Below are 15,976 nucleotides of genomic sequence, written 5' to 3'. Positions count from 1 at the left end.
TCACCGAGTCGCGTTAACGGACTGCAAATCTTTCGCCTATCGGAAACTCATGACCGCGGATGGGGTGAAATTGAATGTCGTTTTTCGACTTCGAAGAGTCTTTTCCGCTTGCTGCGACGCGGCAGGCTTTCTAGGTGTGGCGGCGGGACACCCCTCCCCAACGAGGGGCGTGTATCTGGAAGGGTAATACAGATGAGCACAAATACACCGGCAACGCGGCCGGCGAATCCGCGTTTTTCCTCTGGCCCCTGCGCCAAACCCCCCACATTCGAGCTGAACAAGCTGGCCGACGCTGCGTTGGGCCGGTCGCACCGTGCGGCGGTGGGCAAGGACAAGCTGAAGGCGGCCATCGAAGGCACGCGTGAGGTGCTGGGCATTCCGGCGGATTACAAGATCGGCATCGTTCCCGCCTCGGACACCGGCGCGGTTGAGATGGCGCTGTGGTCGCTGTTGGGCGAACGCAAGGTCGAGATGCTGGCCTGGGAAAGCTTTGGTGCCGGTTGGGTCACGGACGTGGTCAAGCAATTGAAGATCGACGCCGAGGTGAAAACCGCCGAGTATGGGCAGATCGTTGATCTGGCCTCGGTCGATTTCGCCAATGATGTGGTGTTTACGTGGAACGGCACGACCTCGGGCGTGCGGGTTCCCAATGGCGACTGGATCGCGGATGACCGTCAGGGTCTGACGATCTGTGATGCGACTTCGGCTGCATTTGCGATGGACCTGCCGTGGGACAAGCTGGATGTGACCACGTTCAGCTGGCAAAAAGTGCTGGGTGGTGAAGCAGCGCACGGGATGCTGATCCTCAGCCCGCGCGCGGTTGAGCGGCTGGAAAGCTACACCCCCGCATGGCCGCTGCCCAAGATTTTCCGCCTGACCAAAGACGGCAAGCTGATCGACGGTATCTTTACCGGGGCCACGATCAACACGCCTTCGATGCTGGCGGTCGAGGACTACCTGTTTGCGCTGGACTGGGCGCGCTCGGTCGGTGGGTTGCAGGGCCTGATTGCCCGCGCAGATGCCAATGCTGGAGCGGTTCATGCCTTTTGCGATCAAAACGACTGGATCGCCAATCTGGCCGAGGATGCGGCGACGCAATCGAATACGTCAGTCTGCCTGAAATTCACCGATCCGCGCATTCAGGATGGGACGACATTCGCCAAGGCCGTAGCCAAACGGCTGGAGGTCGAGAATATCGCGCTGGATATCGGTGCATATCGCGATGCCCCCGCGGGCCTGCGCATCTGGTGTGGCGGCACGGTCGAGACCTCGGACATTCAGGCCATGCTACCGTGGCTGGCCTGGGCCTTTGAGGCCGAGATCGCTGCGCAATCGGCAGCCGCCTGACAAGATTTTTCGACGAAAAATCTGGGCCCGTCTGTGGCCCGGATACTTTCCCAAAGTTTAAGGACCAGAAATATGGCCCCCAAAGTACTCGTATCTGACAAGCTCAGCGAAACCGCCGTGCAGATTTTCCGCGATCGCGGCATCGACGTGGATTTCATGCCCGATCTGGGCAAGGACAAGGATAAACTGGCCGAGGTGATCGGTCAGTATGACGGCCTCGCTATCCGTTCCGCCACAAAGGTCACGCCGACCCTGCTGGAGAAAGCCGACAATCTGAAAGTGATCGGCCGCGCTGGGATTGGCACCGACAATGTCGACAAGGAAGCGGCCAGCAAAAAGGGTGTTATCGTGATGAACACGCCGTTCGGCAACATGATCACAACGGCCGAACACGCCATTGCGATGATGTTCGCCGTGGCGCGGCAAATCCCCGAGGCCAGCACCTCGACCCATGCGGGCAAGTGGGAAAAGTCCAAATTCATGGGGATTGAGCTGACCAACAAGACTCTCGGCGTCATTGGCGCAGGCAACATCGGCGGCATCGTCTGCGAACGCGCGCTGGGCCTGAAGATGAAGGTCGTCGCCTATGATCCCTATCTCAGCGAAGAGAAAGCCGCCAAGATGGGCGTTGAAAAGGTCGAGTTGGATGACCTGCTGGCCCGCGCGGATTTCATCACGCTGCATGTTCCGCTGACCGATCAGACCCGCAACATCCTGAGCCGTGAGAATCTGGCCAAGACCAAGAGAGGCGTGCGCATCGTCAATTGTGCCCGCGGCGGTTTGGTCGACGAAGACGCGCTGGCCGAGATGCTGCAATCGGGCCATGTGGCCGGTGCCGCCTTTGACGTGTTCAGCGAGGAACCGGCCAAGGAAAACGCTCTGTTCAACTTGCCCAACGTCGTCTGCACACCGCATCTGGGGGCAGCTACGACCGAGGCGCAGGAAAACGTGGCGCTGCAGGTGGCCGAGCAAATCTCGAACTACCTGCTGACCGGGGCGGTTGAAAACGCGCTGAACATGCCGTCCGTGACCGCCGAAGAGGCCAAAGTCATGGGGCCGTGGATTAAGCTGGCCGGGCATCTGGGCAGCTTCATTGGGCAGATGACGGATGAGCCGATCAAGGCGATCAACATCCTCTATGACGGTGTCGCCGCTGAGATGAACCTGGCCGCGTTGAATTGTTCTGTCGTTGCGGGGATCATGAAAAAGGTCAATCCCGATGTGAACATGGTGTCTGCGCCGGTGATCGCGAAAGAGCGCGGAGTTAAAATCTCGACCACCAATCAGGACAAGACCGGCGTTTTCGATGGCTATGTGAAGGTCACTGTTGTCACCAGCAAGCGTGAGCGTTCGATCGCTGGGACTGTATTCAGCGATGGCAAGCCGCGGTTCATTCAGATCAAAGGCATCAATATTGATGCCGAGGTCGGGGCGCATATGCTCTATACCACCAACGAAGACGTGCCGGGCATCATCGGTACGCTGGGTCAGACCATGGGCGAGAACGACGTGAACATCGCGAACTTTACCCTTGGCCGGTCCGAAGCGGGCGGCGAAGCGATCGCGCTGCTGTATGTGGATGAACCTGTCCCGGCCGAGGCCCGCGCAAAGTTGGCCGAAACGGGGCTGTTTACCCAGATCAAACCTTTGGAATTTGACGTGGCCTAGTAGGCAGTGTTGAATTTCTGAGACTATCCCAACCCGCGCCACCTAAGGCGCGGGTATTTTCTTTGTCAGGGGCGGTTTTCGCGTCACAAGCAAAGTGATTTTCGACCCGAGGTTTTTCATGACGTCTGCCATTTACGCCATTGGCGATATTCACGGCCAGCTTGAGATGTTGCAAACCGCCCTGCTCCGGATTGAGGCGGATGGAGGCCCAGATGCGCGAGTCGTGTTTCTGGGGGATTACGTGGATCGTGGGCCGAACAGTCGCGGGGTGCTTGACCTGTTGATCGAAGGTCAGCGTGCAGGACGCAACTGGGTCATGGTGCGGGGTAATCACGACCGGATGATGGCGCGGTTCGTGCAGGATTGCGAGGTCGCCGACAGCCATCTGCCCGTTGCGCTCAGCTGGTTGCATCCGCGTTTGGGCGGGCGCGAGACGTTGGCCTCTTACGGTGTGGATGTCACCGACAATGACCGTATCATCTATGTTCATCAACGCGCGGTCGAGGCTGTTCCACCGCAGCATCTGGATTTCCTCAATGCTCTGCCGAACTATCACCAAGAGGGCGAAATGCTGTTCGTTCACGCGGGTATCCGACCGGGCCTTCCGCTGGAGCAGCAATCCGAGAATGACCTGATCTGGATTCGCAACGAGTTTCTGATCGAAGCCGCGCCGCATCCGTGGCTGATTGTCCATGGCCATACACCCGTCGATCAGGCCGAGCATTGCGGCAACCGTGTCAATCTGGATGCAGGCGCAGGCTATGGCCGTCCATTGGCCACGGCGGTGTTTGAGGGGCGTAAGTGCTGGCTTTTGACCCCGACGGGACGCGTGCCGCTTAGGTAAACAGCTCGGCGAAACGCGCGCGCAGGGCGTTTTTCTGAACCTTGCCCATCGTGTTACGCGGCAGCTCGTCCAGAACGATCAGTTTGCGGGGATGTTTGAAACGCGCCAGTTCGGCCTGCGCACGGGCCATGATCGCGTCCAGATCAGGGGTCGCGCCGGGTTCCGCCACCAGCAGGCCCACGGGGGTTTCGCCGAAATCCGGATGCGGTACGCCGATCACCGCGCTTTCCAACACGCCGGGCTGGTCGTCCAGCAGCGTCTCAAGTTCCTTGGGATAGATGTTGAACCCGCCCGAGATGATCAGATCCTTTCCGCGTCCGACGATATGGACATAGCCATCGGCGTCCACTCGACCCAGATCGCCGGTGATGAAAAACCCATCCTCGCGCAGCTCGGCGGCGGTTTTCTCGGGCATTTGCCAATAGCCTTGGAAGACGTTCGGGCCGCGGACTTCGATCATGCCGATCTCGCCCTGCGGCAGGGTCTCGCCGCTGTCGGGGTCGGTCACTTTCAATTCGACGTCGGGCAGGGGGAAGCCAACCGTGCCCGCGCGGCGCTCGCCGTCATAGGGGTTTGAGGTGTTCATGTTGGTCTCGGTCATGCCGTATCGTTCAAGGACGCGGTGGCCGGTGCGTGTTTCGAACCGCTCATGGGTTTCCGCCAGCAAGGGGGCCGAGCCCGAGATGAACAGTCGCATATGCTGAGCCAGATCACCGGTGAACCGATCATCCCCCAACAGGCGGGTGTAGAAAGTCGGCACCCCCATCATTGAGGTCGCTTGTGGCATCAGGCGCAGCATGTCATCCAGATCGAACTTCGGCAGAAAGATCATCGACCCGCCCGAGGCCAGCACCACATTCGTCGCCACAAACAGCCCATGTGTATGGAAAATGGGCAAGGCATGCAGCAGCACGTCATCGGCTGTGAACCGCCACTCCTGCACCAATGTTTCCGCATTCGATAGTAGGTTGGCTTGAGACAGCATCGCGCCTTTGGACCGCCCGGTGGTGCCGGAGGTATATAGGAAGGCGGCCAGATCGTCCTCGGTCCGGCGCGCGGGCTCGAACGCGGGCAACATCCCCAAGGCACGCCGCATCAAACTGCCCGAGCCATCGGCGTTCAGCGTCTCGAGCCGAGCTTCGTGCATCTTGGCCAGCGGTGTCAGGGCGCTTTGGTTCGCGTCGTCGCACACAACCAGCGATGCGCCGCTGTTTTCGATGAAATAGGTTAGCTCGTTGACGGTGTAGGCGGTGTTCAGGGGCAAAAAGACCAACCCGGCCTGCGCGCAGGCGGCATAGAGTGCCAAGGCCTCGGGCGATTTTTCGATCTGAACGGCAACCCGGTCGCCCGGTTCCAATCCATAGCCGTTCAGCGTGTTGGCCAGCCGCGCTGCCATGTCCAGAAACGCGGCGTGTGTTATGACTTTGCCATCCGGAAGATGCAGAAACGGCGTGTCCTTACCTGCGTGAATGCCAAACAAGCGGTCGTATAGCGGGTTTGCCATTCTGTCTGCCTTTTCCAATGGAACTGTTGCCTGCGAATCTGGCGTGGATTGGCACAGTGGTAAAGCCCAATTTGACGCGTTCAGAACTGGGTGGTCATCCGGTATCCGGCGCCGAAATACATTTTGGCGTAGGTGACGGGTTGCCCCTCCAACCATGTGATGCGTTCACCAGTAAACACCGGCTCACCTTCAGGCAGGTCCAGAAAACGGGCGACGGTCGCGTCAGCCCGGCTGGCCAGAAAGCTGAGTTCCACATTGGTGAAGGGTACAGTCTGGATCAGCCACTCATTTGGGCCGATTGCCGAAAAATCCGCCTGCGCCACTTGCGGCACGCTGTCTACTACGATCCAGCGGTCTTCGTATTGAAACGGGGTATTGCCCGAAAAATGCATGCACCGCACATGCACGGTGCTTTGACTGGGCCGCAAAACAAGACGCGCTGTCAGCCAATCCGGGGCGACAGCCGTCTCGGCTGAGACCAGTGCATAGCGATAGGTGCCACCGGTCGCTTCGACCTCGTCCCGGACCATTGGTATGCTGAACCGGGCCTGCCGCTGAGGCGCGCTGAGCACACGGGTGCCAGCCTTGCGGCGGCGTTCCAGATAGCCTTCATCCGCCAGTTCCCGCAAGGCGCGGTTGACGGTTGTGCGGGTACAGGAGAATTCAGCTGCCAAATCCTGTTCGTTGGGCAACAACGAGTCGGGCTGCCATTCGCCCGAGCGGATGCGCGCCAAAACAGTTTTCTTGATGTCTTTGTAGCTGGTGGTCTCGGTTGATTGCGGCATGTACCCTCGGCTTTCGGATGCGTTCTAGACCGCGGACAAAAGATCGGCAATTCCTACCCTGTAGGCAGAAATGATCTGGTCGCGGTTCACGTGGCGGCCTTGCCGCACCATATGCCGCCCGGCAGACCACAGATCGGTCACGACCCCGTCATGGGCGGCAAAGCACAACCCGTCCAACAACTGATCGTCGGTCAATGCGCAAAGGGTCGGGTGGGTGCGGTCGATGGCGACCATATCAGCCAGCTTGCCCACCGCAATCTGCCCTGCATCCCGCGATAGGGCCTGCGCGCCGCCTTCAGCTGCGCCGGTATAAAGTGCGTGGCCCACCGATCCTGCCTGTTTGACCAGAACCGTGCGTTCCCGGTCGCGAAGACGTTGGGAATATTCCAGCATCCGCAATTCCTCGGACAGGGAAATCCGGACATTCGAATCCGACCCGACCCCAAACCATCCGCCCGCCAGCATATAAACCGCGCCGTTGAAGATCCCATCACCCAGATTGGCCTCGGTGATCGGGCAGAGCCCGGCAACAGCGCCCGAGCGCGCCATGGCCTGCGTTTCCGCGTCGGTCATATGAGTCGCATGGATCAGGCACCAGCGGTCATTCACATCGGCATTGTCCAAAAGCCACGACACGGGCGTCGCGCCCAATGCGGTCTGCACATCTCGCACCTCCTGCGTTTGTTCGGCGATGTGGATATGTACCGGGCCCTGCGGTGCCGCTTGCAACAGGGTCTGCAAGTCCGAAGGAGAAGTTGCACGCAGGGAATGGGGCGCAATGCCCACAAGGCTGTCGGGATGCGGGGCCCCTCTACGGCAATCTTCGACCAGACTCAGATAGGCGTCCACGCTATGACCGAACCGCAACTGCCCGCCCGCCAGCGGCTCTTGCTGAACGCCGCCATAGGTGTAAAGCACCGGCAGATGAGTCAGGCCTATGCCGGTCTGTTGCGCAGCGGCAAATATACGTTGGTTCAGTTCCGAGCGGGTCTCGTAGGGCTGCCCGCCGGGTTGGTGATGGACATAGTGAAATTCACCGACCGAGGCATAGCCTGCCTCTTGCATCTCCATGAAAACCAAAGCTGCGATGGCTTCGATCTGGTCGGGCGTCAACCGATCCAGAAAGCGGTACATCAGGTTGCGCCATGTCCAGAAGCTTTCCCGCCCGTCGGCGCGGGTTTCGGTCATTCCGGCCATGGCCCGTTGAAAGCTGTGGCTGTGCAAGTTGGCCAAAGCGGGCATCAGAACGTCCACCTGATCGTCCTGCGGCTGAGGCCGCGCGCCGGTTTCGATCCGACTGATCCGGCCTTCTTTCACCTCGACCCTAAGGTCCGAGACCCAGTCAGAGCCGATCAGGGCGGTTTTGGCGTGCACAGTCATTGGGATTCCATTTTGTGTAGACTTTAATATTTTATACGTATACTTAAAAAGCGACAAGAAAGGGAGCCCAAAAGAATCCTCATGGCAAAAAAATCGGTTCTTCTAAGTGCGCATATGGCAACCATGGTCGAGGGCACGGAGCCGTATGGCCTGTGCCAGAACGCAGCAATCGCTGTCGACGGGGGGCAGATCGTCTGGGTGGGCGCTCGGGCGGATATGCCCTCGGATTATGCGGATTGGCCGGTTCAGGATTTTGGCGACCGGCTGTTCACGCCAGCGCTAATTGATGCGCACACGCATGTGGTGTTCGGTGGCAACCGCGCCGCCGAGTTCGAGATGCGCCTGAACGGGGCCAGCTATGAGGAGATCGCCCGCGCCGGAGGAGGGATTCTGTCCACCGTGACCGCCACGCGTTCAGCCAGCCAAGAGGCGCTGCTGGCAGATGCCCTGACGCGCGTGGATGCACTGCTGGCCGAGGGGGTCAGTTGTATCGAGGTCAAGTCCGGCTATGGCTTGGATGTCGCGACCGAGCTTAAGATGCTACGTGTTGCACGGCGGATCGGGCAGGCCCGGCCGGTGCGGGTCAAGACCAGCTTTCTGGGCGCACACGCCGCGCCGCCGGATTACCGCGCTGATCCCGACGCCTACTTGACCGAGGTTTGCATTCCCGCCCTGCGCAAGGCCCATGCCGAAGGTCTGGTCGATGCGGTGGATGGGTTCTGTGAGGGCATAGCTTTCAACCCGACCCAGATCGCCAGGGTGTTCGATGTGGCGCGGGAGCTTGGTTTGCCCGTCAAACTGCACGCCGAGCAACTCTCCAATCTGGGCGGCGCCAAATTGGCCGCAGCCTATGGGGCGCTGTCGGCGGATCATGTGGAATATCTGGATGGCGATGGCGTCTTGGCCATGGCGGAAGCGGGTACGGTTGCGGTTCTTCTGCCCGGCGCGTTCTATACCTTGCGGGAGACCCAGAAGCCTCCGGTCCAACTGCTGCGTGACCGAGATGTTCCGATTGCGCTGGCGACGGATTGCAATCCGGGCTCGTCACCTTTGGCCTCGCTTTTGCTGACTATGAACATGGCCTGCACCCTGTTCCGCTTGACACCGGAAGAGGCGTTGGCCGGTGTAACCCGAAACGCTGCGCGCGCTTTGGGGCTGGCGGATACCGGGCAAATTGCGCCGGACCTGCGGGCTGATCTTGCGGTCTGGGATGTTTCTCATCCGGCGGAACTGGCTTATCGCATTGGCTTCAACCCCTTGCACGCGCGCCTGTTCGGAGGATCGGAATGACCGAGCTGACCCTGACCCCCGGCGCGGTCACTCTGACCGATTTGGCGCACGTGTATTGGCAGGATGCCGCCGTGGCGTTGGACCCCGCATGCAAGCCTGCGGTCGAGGCCGCAGCCCACCGCGTGCAGGCCGCCGCGCAAGGCGCAGACCCTGTTTATGGCGTCAATACTGGCTTCGGCAAACTGGCCAGCCACAAAATCGCGGCGCAGGATACATCTACCCTGCAACGCAACCTGATCCTCAGCCATTGCTGCGGGGTTGGCCCTGCAATCTCACGCCGCGTGACCCGGTTGATGATGACGCTCAAGCTGTTGTCCTTTGGCCGTGGGGCCTCGGGCGTGCGGTGGGACTTGATCGAGCTGCTCCAGCAAATGCTGGCACGTGGTGTGACACCTGTCATCCCGGCGCAGGGATCGGTCGGGGCATCGGGCGATCTGGCCCCTTTGGCCCATATGACCGCCGTGCTGATCGGTGCAGGTGAGGCCGAAGTGTACGGGACGGTCCTGCCGGGGCTTGATGCGCTCAAAAAAGTCGGGTTAGAGCCGATTCAACTCGGTCCGAAAGAGGGGCTGGCATTTATTAATGGGACCCAGTTCTCGACAGCATTTGCGCTGACAGGGCTGTTTCAGGCCTGGCGTGCAGCGCAAAACGCTTTGGTGGTGTCTGCCCTGTCGACCGACGCGATCATGGGTTCGACCGCGCCGTTGCGCCCCGAAATCCACACTTTGCGTGGCCATCGCGGCCAGACTGAGGCGGCCAGCGCCATGCGTGCGGTTCTGGACGGGTCGGAAATTCGCGAAAGTCACCGTGATGGCGATACGCGGGTTCAGGACCCTTATTGCATCCGTTGCCAGCCGCAAGTCACGGGCGCGGCCATGGATGTGATGCGCCAAGCGGCGGCCACGCTTGAAGTCGAAGCCAACGCCGCCACCGACAACCCGCTGGTTCTGGAGGACGCGATTGTCTCGGGCGGGAATTTTCACGCCGAGCCCGTGGGCTTTGCCGCCGACATGATCGCGTTGGCCCTGTCCGAGATCGGAGCCATCGCGCAACGGCGCATCGCCCTGATGGTGGACCCGGCGCTTAGTTTTGATCTGCCGCCCTTCCTGACGCCCGAACCGGGGCTGAACTCGGGCCTGATGATCGCCGAAGTGACAACGGCGGCGCTGATGAGCGAGAACAAGCATCTGGCCAACCCTTGCGTGACGGATAGCACGCCGACCTCGGCCAATCAGGAGGATCACGTCTCGATGGCGGCCCATGGCGCGCGACGGCTGACGCGGATGGTCGAAAACCTGAATTATATTCTTGGGGTCGAGATGCTGTGTGCAGCCCAAGGCGTGGAATTCCGCGCCCCCCTGACAACAAGCGCCCCGTTGCAGCAGGCCGTAGCCCGGCTGCGATCCGATATCCCGGCGCTGTCCGAGGATCGCTATCTGGCGCCAGAGCTTGAACAGGCGAAGGTGCTGATTGCCGATGGGTGCGTGTTGGATGCGGTCAAACTGTCCATGCCGGAGTTGTTCTGATGCAGGTGGTCTCGGTCCGGTCCGGTGACAGCCCGATTGTGCTGGGTCAGCCTCATGGTGGAACCCATGTGCCCGATGACATCGCAGCGCGGTTAAACGACATTGGCCGGGGGATTGCGGACACAGATTGGCACATAAACAGACTCTATGACGGGGCATTTACCGATGCGACGGTGGTGCAGTCCCATATCCATCGCTATGTCATCGACGCAAATCGCGACCCCGACGGGGTGTCGCTCTATCCCGGTCAGAACACGACGACGCTGGTTCCGCTGACCGATTTTGACGGCCAACCGATCTGGGCCGATGGGCAAGAGCCCTCAGCGGATGAAATCGAATCCCGGCGTCACGCCTATCATGCGCCTTATCACGCCGCGCTGCTGCAAGAACTACACCGCGTGCGCGAGCGTCATGGGGTGGCGATCCTGTTCGATTGCCACTCTATCCGGTCCCGAATTCCGTTTCTGTTCGAAGGGGAATTACCCGTTTTCAACACCGGCACGAATGACGGTCAAAGTTGCGCACGCGTCATCGAACAGGCCGTGCAAGGGGTGGCTGAGGGTGCCGAAAGGATGCCCGCGGTGCTGAACGGACGCTTTCGCGGTGGTTGGACAACCCGCCACTATGGGCAGCCAGACCAGAATATCCACGCGATCCAGATGGAGTTGGCGCAGCGCTCCTACATGGACGAGATGCCGCCATGGACGTGGCGCGAGGGCCGGGCTGCGGCCTTACGGCCTTATCTCACCGACATGCTCACCCGCCTCAATGACCTCACCCGATCGGGTGCACTGACCAATCAAGGAGCCCAGACATGAGCGATCCACGCAAAAACACCCGTGATATCTATCCGCCCACTGGCCGCGAGCTGAACGCCAAAAGCTGGGTGACCGAGGCACCTTTGCGGATGCTGATGAACAACCTGCACCCGGACGTGGCCGAGAATCCGCATGAGTTGGTGGTTTATGGCGGGATCGGGCGCGCAGCCCGTACATGGCAGGATTTCGACACTATTGTGGAGGGTTTGAAGGATCTGGAAGAGGACGAGACTCTGATTGTACAGTCCGGCAAGCCCGTGGCCATCATCCGCACCCACAAGGATGCACCGCGCGTTCTGATCGCCAATTCAAACATCGTGCCACATTGGGCCAACTGGGATCACTTCAACGAACTCGATAAGAAGGGTCTGATGATGTACGGTCAGATGACGGCCGGTTCGTGGATCTATATCGGCACGCAGGGCATTGTTCAGGGCACGTATGAGACCTTTGCCGAGGCCGGACGCCAGCACTACGGCGGCGACCTGACCGGCAAGTGGATTCTGACCGGCGGCTTGGGTGGTATGGGCGGCGCGCAGCCTCTGGCGGCCGTCTTTGCCGGGGCTTGTTGTCTGGCGGTAGAATGCAACCTCGACAGCATCGACTTCCGCCTGCGCACCAAATACCTGGATGAAAAGGCCGAGACGCTGGACGAAGCGCTTGAGATGATCGACCGCTGGACCAAAGCTGGTGAGGCGAAATCCGTGGGTCTACTGGGTAATGCCGCCGAGGTTTTCCCCGAGATCTACCGCCGCATGGCCGAGGGGGGCATGCGCCCCGATATCGTCACCGATCAGACCAGCGCCCATGACCCGATCAATGGATACCTACCTATCGGCTGGTCCATGGCACAGTGGCGGGAAAAGCGTGAAACAGACCCTAAGTCGGTGGAAAAAGCCGCGCGTGCGTCGATGAAACAGCATGTGGCGGCGATGGTTGATTTCTGGAACGCGGGCGTGCCGACGCTGGACTACGGCAACAACATCCGTCAGGTGGCGCAGGATGAAGGGCTGGAAAACGCCTTTGCCTTCCCCGGCTTCGTCCCCGCCTATATCCGTCCGCTGTTCTGCAAAGGGATCGGCCCGTTCCGCTGGTGCGCCCTTTCCGGCGACCCCGAAGATATCTACAAAACCGACGCCAAGATGAAAGAGCTGTTCCCCGAGAACGAGCACCTGCACCGCTGGCTCGACATGGCGCAGGACCGCATCGCGTTTCAGGGTTTGCCCGCGCGCATCTGCTGGATCGGGCTTGGGGATCGGCATCGTGCTGGGCTGGCCTTCAATGAGATGGTGGCCAATGGTGAGTTGAAGGCCCCAGTCGTGATCGGGAGGGATCACTTGGACAGCGGTTCTGTTGCCAGCCCGAACCGCGAGACCGAGGCGATGCTGGATGGCTCGGATGCGGTCAGCGACTGGCCTTTGCTGAATGCGTTGATCAACACGGCCAGCGGGGCGACATGGGTGTCGCTGCACCATGGCGGCGGCGTTGGCATGGGCTTCAGTCAGCACGCGGGTGTGGTGATCTGCGCTGATGGGACCGAGGACGCCGCGCGGCGGCTAGAGCGGGTGTTGTGGAACGACCCGGCCTCGGGCGTGTGGCGTCATGCGGATGCGGGCTATGAGGCGGCGAAGGATTGCGCCCGTGCGCATGGGCTGCGGCTGCCGGGTATTCTGGGCTAGGGCGCATCTGTCCTCTGGTGAAAATGCTGCACCTGCGATATCCCGCAGGTAAGCTTGCCGGAGATTGAAGATGTACGTTGCCACCCTTTTGACCAACCCCGACAAAAACGCGCTGGAACAGACATTGGTCGACTCCCTGCGTAATGCCTGGGGCGGTGGCGGTGTGCAGTGGTTGAGCCCGGATGAAGCGGCAGAGTTTTCTCTGGCGGGCCTGCCGGACAATCAGTGGGGCGTGTGGGCCGATTTGCAGAACATGGGCGTCGATCTGGTGGTTCAACCTGCCGAGGGGCGGCGCAAGAAGATGCTGTTGGCCGATATGGACAGCACCATGATTCAGCAGGAATGCATCGACGAACTGGCCGATGAGGCCGGCGTCGGCGAGCGCGTCAAGGACATCACCGCGCGCGCCATGAACGGCGAGCTGGACTTCGAGGGCGCTCTGACCGAGCGTGTTGGCTTGCTGAAAGGTTTGGACGAGGCCGTGATCGACAAGGTGCTGGCCGAGCGAATTACCCTGATGCCCGGCGGCAAGGAACTGGTTGGCACGATGCGGGCGAATGGGGGTTATGCCGCGCTGGTTTCGGGAGGGTTCACGGCGTTTACGGCCAAGGTTGGGGCTGAACTGGGCTTTGATGAGAACCGCGCCAACACGCTGCTCGCCGAAGGCGGTAAGCTGACCGGCGATGTCGCGCGCCCCATTCTGGGTCGTCAGGCCAAGGTGGATGCTTTGGAGCAGATCACTGCGCGGTTGGGTCTGTTCGAATCGGATGTGATCGCCGTGGGCGATGGCGCGAATGATCTGGGGATGCTGGGTCGGGCCGGAACCGGGGTGGCGCTGCACGCCAAGCCCTCGGTCGCGGAACAATGCGAGGTGCGGGTAAACCACGGAGATCTAACGGCTTTGTTGTTCCTGCAAGGCTATGCACGATCTGAGTTCGTGGCCGGTTAAAACAGCGCGGCTTTCTTTTATTTAACAAAAATGTTAAATAGTGGTCATGAACACCCTTCTGACCACATTTTCCGCGTTGTCTGACGCCACACGGTTCTCGATCGTCGAACAGCTTATGCAGGATGGCGAATTGCCCGCCGGAGACCTGATCGAAGGGCGCGGCATGTCCGGCGCCGCGATCTCGCGCCATTTGAAACTGCTGCGCGAGGCGGGGCTGATAAATCAGCGCGTGCAGGGCAGCCAGCGGATGTATTCGATCCGCCCCGAGGGGCTGCGCGCGATAGCGGAGTGGACCATCTCGAAACGTCAATTCTGGGAAAGCAGCCTGGACCGTCTGGGTGATGCAATCGAAAAGGAGACCTCATGGCCGATTTGAAACTGGAGCGCGCTTACCCGCTTGCACCGGACGATCTGTATGCGTGGATCAGCACCCCCGACAAGCTTCTGCAGTGGTGGGGACCCGAAGGGATGCATGTGCCCGAGCACAACCTGGATTTCTCTCGCACGGGTCCGTGGTATTCGGTGATGCAAAATGACGAAGGGCAGCGGTTTAAGGTTTCGGGTCATGTGACGCATGTCGATCCGCCCAAATCGGTTGGGTTCACATGGGGCTGGCATGACGATCAGGACCAGCGCGGAGCCGAAAGCCATGTGATGTTGGCGGTCGAGGCAGCAGAAGAGGGTGCAAAGTTGATCATCGACCACCGCGAGTTGGGCGATGACGAAATCGCAGCGAACCACACCAAAGGCTGGACGTCGACGCTGAACAAGCTGGCCGCACAGCTGGCCTAGTTTTTCATCACGAAGGCATAAGGGAGGAAATAAATGCCACAGTTTCTATTTGTCTATCACGGTGGTCATACCCCGACCGACCCCGCTGAAATCGAAGCGACCATGGCCGCCTGGGGCGCTTGGTTTGGCGGAATGGGCGAGGCACTGGACATCCCCGGAAACCCGGTTGGCCAGTCTTACACCGTCAGCAGCAGCGGTGTTGTTGACAATGGCGGCGCCAATCCGGCCTCGGGCTTTACAGTTGTCAAAGCCGACAGCATGGATGCTGCGACCGAGATGGCCAAGGGTTGCCCGATGGTTGTCAACGGGTCCGGCTCGGTCGAAGTGGCCGAGATTCACGAGATTGAGATGTAGCCTTTAGCTGGGGAACCCCGGCGCGGGTTTGATCACGCCGCATTCCAGCCCTCGACGGCTGTATTGCGTGGCGTTCAGAAATTTGCGGGTGGCCGGGTGGTCGGCCTCCAGCACGCCCAAGCTGACCAGAATCGCGGCAATGGCGCATTCGCTGGCGCGGGTGGTGCCGTCGGTGATCTTCAATGCCACGCCCATGCGTTTTTCGGGTAGGATTGCGATGAACACAGCCTCGGCACCGGTTTTGATGGCAACGCGACCACCCATGGCGCGCATCAGTTCGGTGCAGGCGCGGGTTTCACCGGCGACCAGCTCGGGATGTTTCATCATTGCGGCCGTCAGCTGTTGCGCCGCGTCGCTGGCCCGGTCCGACCGATCCGCGGCGCTGGCAAACCACGCCATCGAACGCGCCAACCCGACCAGCGAGGTCGCAAAGTTCGGGGCCGAGCAGCCGTCGATGCCGTAGGCGGGGCTGGTCTCGCCCGTTGTTTCCTCAAGCGCGGACAGGCAGGCCTGTTGTACGGGGTGGTCGATTTCCAGATATTCCGGTCCGGCGCCCATATGCTGAGCAACGGTCAGAAACCCGCAATGCTTGCCCGAACAGTTATTGTGAATCTGACATGGCGTGTCATCGGCTAAAATTAACCCGTCGCGCGCAGCCATGTCCTGTGGCTCTTGCGGGCCGCAGCGCAGATCGGATTCGGCCAGACCCAGATGATCCAACCAAGCCGAGACGCGATCCGTGTGGATATGTGCACCGCTGTGCGAGGCGCAGGCCAGCGCCAGATGTTCCGAATTCAGCCCGTATTTCGCCGCAGCACCCGAGGTGATCAGCGGCAATCCCTGGATCATCTTGGCCGAGGATCGCGGATAGATCACAGCGTTCGGATTCCCCCAACTTTTAACGATCTGGCCGGTATCGTCGCAGATCACCGCATGCCCAAGATGTAGGCTTTCCAACAGGGGTCCGCGCCACAGTTCTGTCATTGGTACGGCTTGTGTCATTAGAACATTCCTTAACATGCGCAAAATTCTGCCAATCG

General features: G+C 60.4%; 15 protein-coding genes. 11 read left to right on the top strand and 4 right to left on the bottom strand.

The window, feature by feature from the left end:
* Window positions 1–192 precede the first annotated feature (192 nt).
* From ACR0DB_RS18275 to ACR0DB_RS18265, 3 genes are all read left to right on the top strand, one after another.
* Window positions 193–1,347, top strand: a complete 1,155-nt coding sequence (locus tag ACR0DB_RS18275; RefSeq protein ID WP_480552417.1) for a phosphoserine transaminase — start codon at window positions 193–195, stop codon at window positions 1,345–1,347.
* A gap of 72 nt (window positions 1,348–1,419) precedes the next feature.
* Entirely contained in the window at window positions 1,420–3,015 is a 1,596-nt protein-coding gene (serA, locus tag ACR0DB_RS18270) for a phosphoglycerate dehydrogenase (protein ID WP_170774951.1), read from the top strand.
* Between the two features lie 118 nt (window positions 3,016–3,133).
* Entirely contained in the window at window positions 3,134–3,859 is a 726-nt protein-coding gene (locus tag ACR0DB_RS18265; protein WP_480552416.1) for a metallophosphoesterase family protein, read from the top strand.
* Here the strand turns inward: ACR0DB_RS18265 and ACR0DB_RS18260 are convergent.
* The 3 genes from ACR0DB_RS18260 to ACR0DB_RS18250 all read right to left on the bottom strand — a co-directional run bounded on the left by ACR0DB_RS18260 (window position 3,852) and on the right by ACR0DB_RS18250 (window position 7,528).
* Entirely contained in the window at window positions 3,852–5,363 is a 1,512-nt protein-coding gene (locus tag ACR0DB_RS18260; protein ID WP_480552415.1) for a malonate--CoA ligase, read from the bottom strand. The genes ACR0DB_RS18265 and ACR0DB_RS18260 overlap by 8 nt on opposite strands.
* A gap of 80 nt (window positions 5,364–5,443) precedes the next feature.
* Window positions 5,444–6,148, bottom strand: a complete 705-nt coding sequence (locus ACR0DB_RS18255; RefSeq protein WP_480552414.1) for a GntR family transcriptional regulator — start codon at window positions 6,146–6,148, stop codon at window positions 5,444–5,446.
* 24 nt (window positions 6,149–6,172) lie between these two features.
* The gene (locus ACR0DB_RS18250) at window positions 6,173–7,528 is read right to left on the bottom strand and encodes a formimidoylglutamate deiminase (RefSeq protein WP_480552413.1); all 1,356 of its coding nucleotides are present in this window, start codon (window positions 7,526–7,528) and stop codon (window positions 6,173–6,175) included.
* Between the two features lie 81 nt (window positions 7,529–7,609).
* Here ACR0DB_RS18250 and hutI point away from each other — a divergent pair, with 81 nt between their 5' ends.
* The 8 genes from hutI (at window position 7,610) to ACR0DB_RS18210 (ending at window position 14,936) form a co-directional block, all read left to right on the top strand.
* The gene (hutI, locus tag ACR0DB_RS18245; RefSeq protein ID WP_480552412.1) at window positions 7,610–8,818 is read left to right on the top strand and encodes an imidazolonepropionase; all 1,209 of its coding nucleotides are present in this window, start codon (window positions 7,610–7,612) and stop codon (window positions 8,816–8,818) included.
* Entirely contained in the window at window positions 8,815–10,344 is a 1,530-nt protein-coding gene (hutH, locus tag ACR0DB_RS18240; protein WP_480552411.1) for a histidine ammonia-lyase, read from the top strand. Before hutI ends, hutH begins: the two co-directional genes overlap by 4 nt.
* Window positions 10,344–11,162: an N-formylglutamate deformylase gene (gene hutG, locus ACR0DB_RS18235; protein ID WP_480552410.1), complete on the top strand. Its 819-nt coding sequence runs from the start codon at window positions 10,344–10,346 to the stop codon at window positions 11,160–11,162. Before hutH ends, hutG begins: the two co-directional genes overlap by 1 nt.
* A complete protein-coding gene (gene hutU, locus ACR0DB_RS18230; RefSeq protein WP_480552409.1) occupies window positions 11,159–12,841 on the top strand; it encodes a urocanate hydratase in 1,683 nt (560 codons plus the stop codon). Before hutG ends, hutU begins: the two co-directional genes overlap by 4 nt.
* Before the next feature lie 70 nt (window positions 12,842–12,911).
* Entirely contained in the window at window positions 12,912–13,790 is an 879-nt protein-coding gene (serB, locus tag ACR0DB_RS18225) for a phosphoserine phosphatase SerB (protein WP_480552408.1), read from the top strand.
* A gap of 46 nt (window positions 13,791–13,836) precedes the next feature.
* Entirely contained in the window at window positions 13,837–14,166 is a 330-nt protein-coding gene (locus ACR0DB_RS18220; protein WP_170355455.1) for an ArsR/SmtB family transcription factor, read from the top strand.
* Window positions 14,154–14,582 carry an SRPBCC family protein gene (locus ACR0DB_RS18215; protein ID WP_480552407.1) on the top strand — a complete coding sequence of 143 codons (429 nt, stop codon included), beginning with the start codon at window positions 14,154–14,156 and terminating at the stop codon, window positions 14,580–14,582. Before ACR0DB_RS18220 ends, ACR0DB_RS18215 begins: the two co-directional genes overlap by 13 nt.
* Window positions 14,583–14,615: 33 nt before the next feature.
* Window positions 14,616–14,936, top strand: a complete 321-nt coding sequence (locus ACR0DB_RS18210; protein WP_170355453.1) for a YciI family protein — start codon at window positions 14,616–14,618, stop codon at window positions 14,934–14,936.
* A 3-nt stretch (window positions 14,937–14,939) separates the two neighbouring features.
* On the opposite strand, the gene ACR0DB_RS18205 is transcribed toward ACR0DB_RS18210, so the two are convergent.
* The gene (locus ACR0DB_RS18205; RefSeq protein ID WP_480552406.1) at window positions 14,940–15,938 is read right to left on the bottom strand and encodes an asparaginase; all 999 of its coding nucleotides are present in this window, start codon (window positions 15,936–15,938) and stop codon (window positions 14,940–14,942) included.
* Window positions 15,939–15,976 lie beyond the last annotated feature (38 nt).

Source organism: Ruegeria sp. AB6, assembly GCF_056542685.1.
Note: the sequence above shows the minus strand (reverse complement) of the source record. Positions and strands in the feature narration are given on the sequence as shown.

Coding starts and splice junctions, on each gene's coding strand:
- ACR0DB_RS18275 (WP_480552417.1), top strand. CDS start 193: ATGAGCACAAATACACCGGCAACGCGGCCGGCGAATCCGCGTTTTTCC.
- serA (WP_170774951.1), top strand. CDS start 1,420: ATGGCCCCCAAAGTACTCGTATCTGACAAGCTCAGCGAAACCGCCGTG.
- ACR0DB_RS18265 (WP_480552416.1), top strand. CDS start 3,134: ATGACGTCTGCCATTTACGCCATTGGCGATATTCACGGCCAGCTTGAG.
- ACR0DB_RS18260 (WP_480552415.1), bottom strand. CDS start 5,363: ATGGCAAACCCGCTATACGACCGCTTGTTTGGCATTCACGCAGGTAAG.
- ACR0DB_RS18255 (WP_480552414.1), bottom strand. CDS start 6,148: ATGCCGCAATCAACCGAGACCACCAGCTACAAAGACATCAAGAAAACT.
- ACR0DB_RS18250 (WP_480552413.1), bottom strand. CDS start 7,528: ATGACTGTGCACGCCAAAACCGCCCTGATCGGCTCTGACTGGGTCTCG.
- hutI (WP_480552412.1), top strand. CDS start 7,610: ATGGCAAAAAAATCGGTTCTTCTAAGTGCGCATATGGCAACCATGGTC.
- hutH (WP_480552411.1), top strand. CDS start 8,815: ATGACCGAGCTGACCCTGACCCCCGGCGCGGTCACTCTGACCGATTTG.
- hutG (WP_480552410.1), top strand. CDS start 10,344: ATGCAGGTGGTCTCGGTCCGGTCCGGTGACAGCCCGATTGTGCTGGGT.
- hutU (WP_480552409.1), top strand. CDS start 11,159: ATGAGCGATCCACGCAAAAACACCCGTGATATCTATCCGCCCACTGGC.
- serB (WP_480552408.1), top strand. CDS start 12,912: ATGTACGTTGCCACCCTTTTGACCAACCCCGACAAAAACGCGCTGGAA.
- ACR0DB_RS18220 (WP_170355455.1), top strand. CDS start 13,837: ATGAACACCCTTCTGACCACATTTTCCGCGTTGTCTGACGCCACACGG.
- ACR0DB_RS18215 (WP_480552407.1), top strand. CDS start 14,154: ATGGCCGATTTGAAACTGGAGCGCGCTTACCCGCTTGCACCGGACGAT.
- ACR0DB_RS18210 (WP_170355453.1), top strand. CDS start 14,616: ATGCCACAGTTTCTATTTGTCTATCACGGTGGTCATACCCCGACCGAC.
- ACR0DB_RS18205 (WP_480552406.1), bottom strand. CDS start 15,938: ATGACACAAGCCGTACCAATGACAGAACTGTGGCGCGGACCCCTGTTG.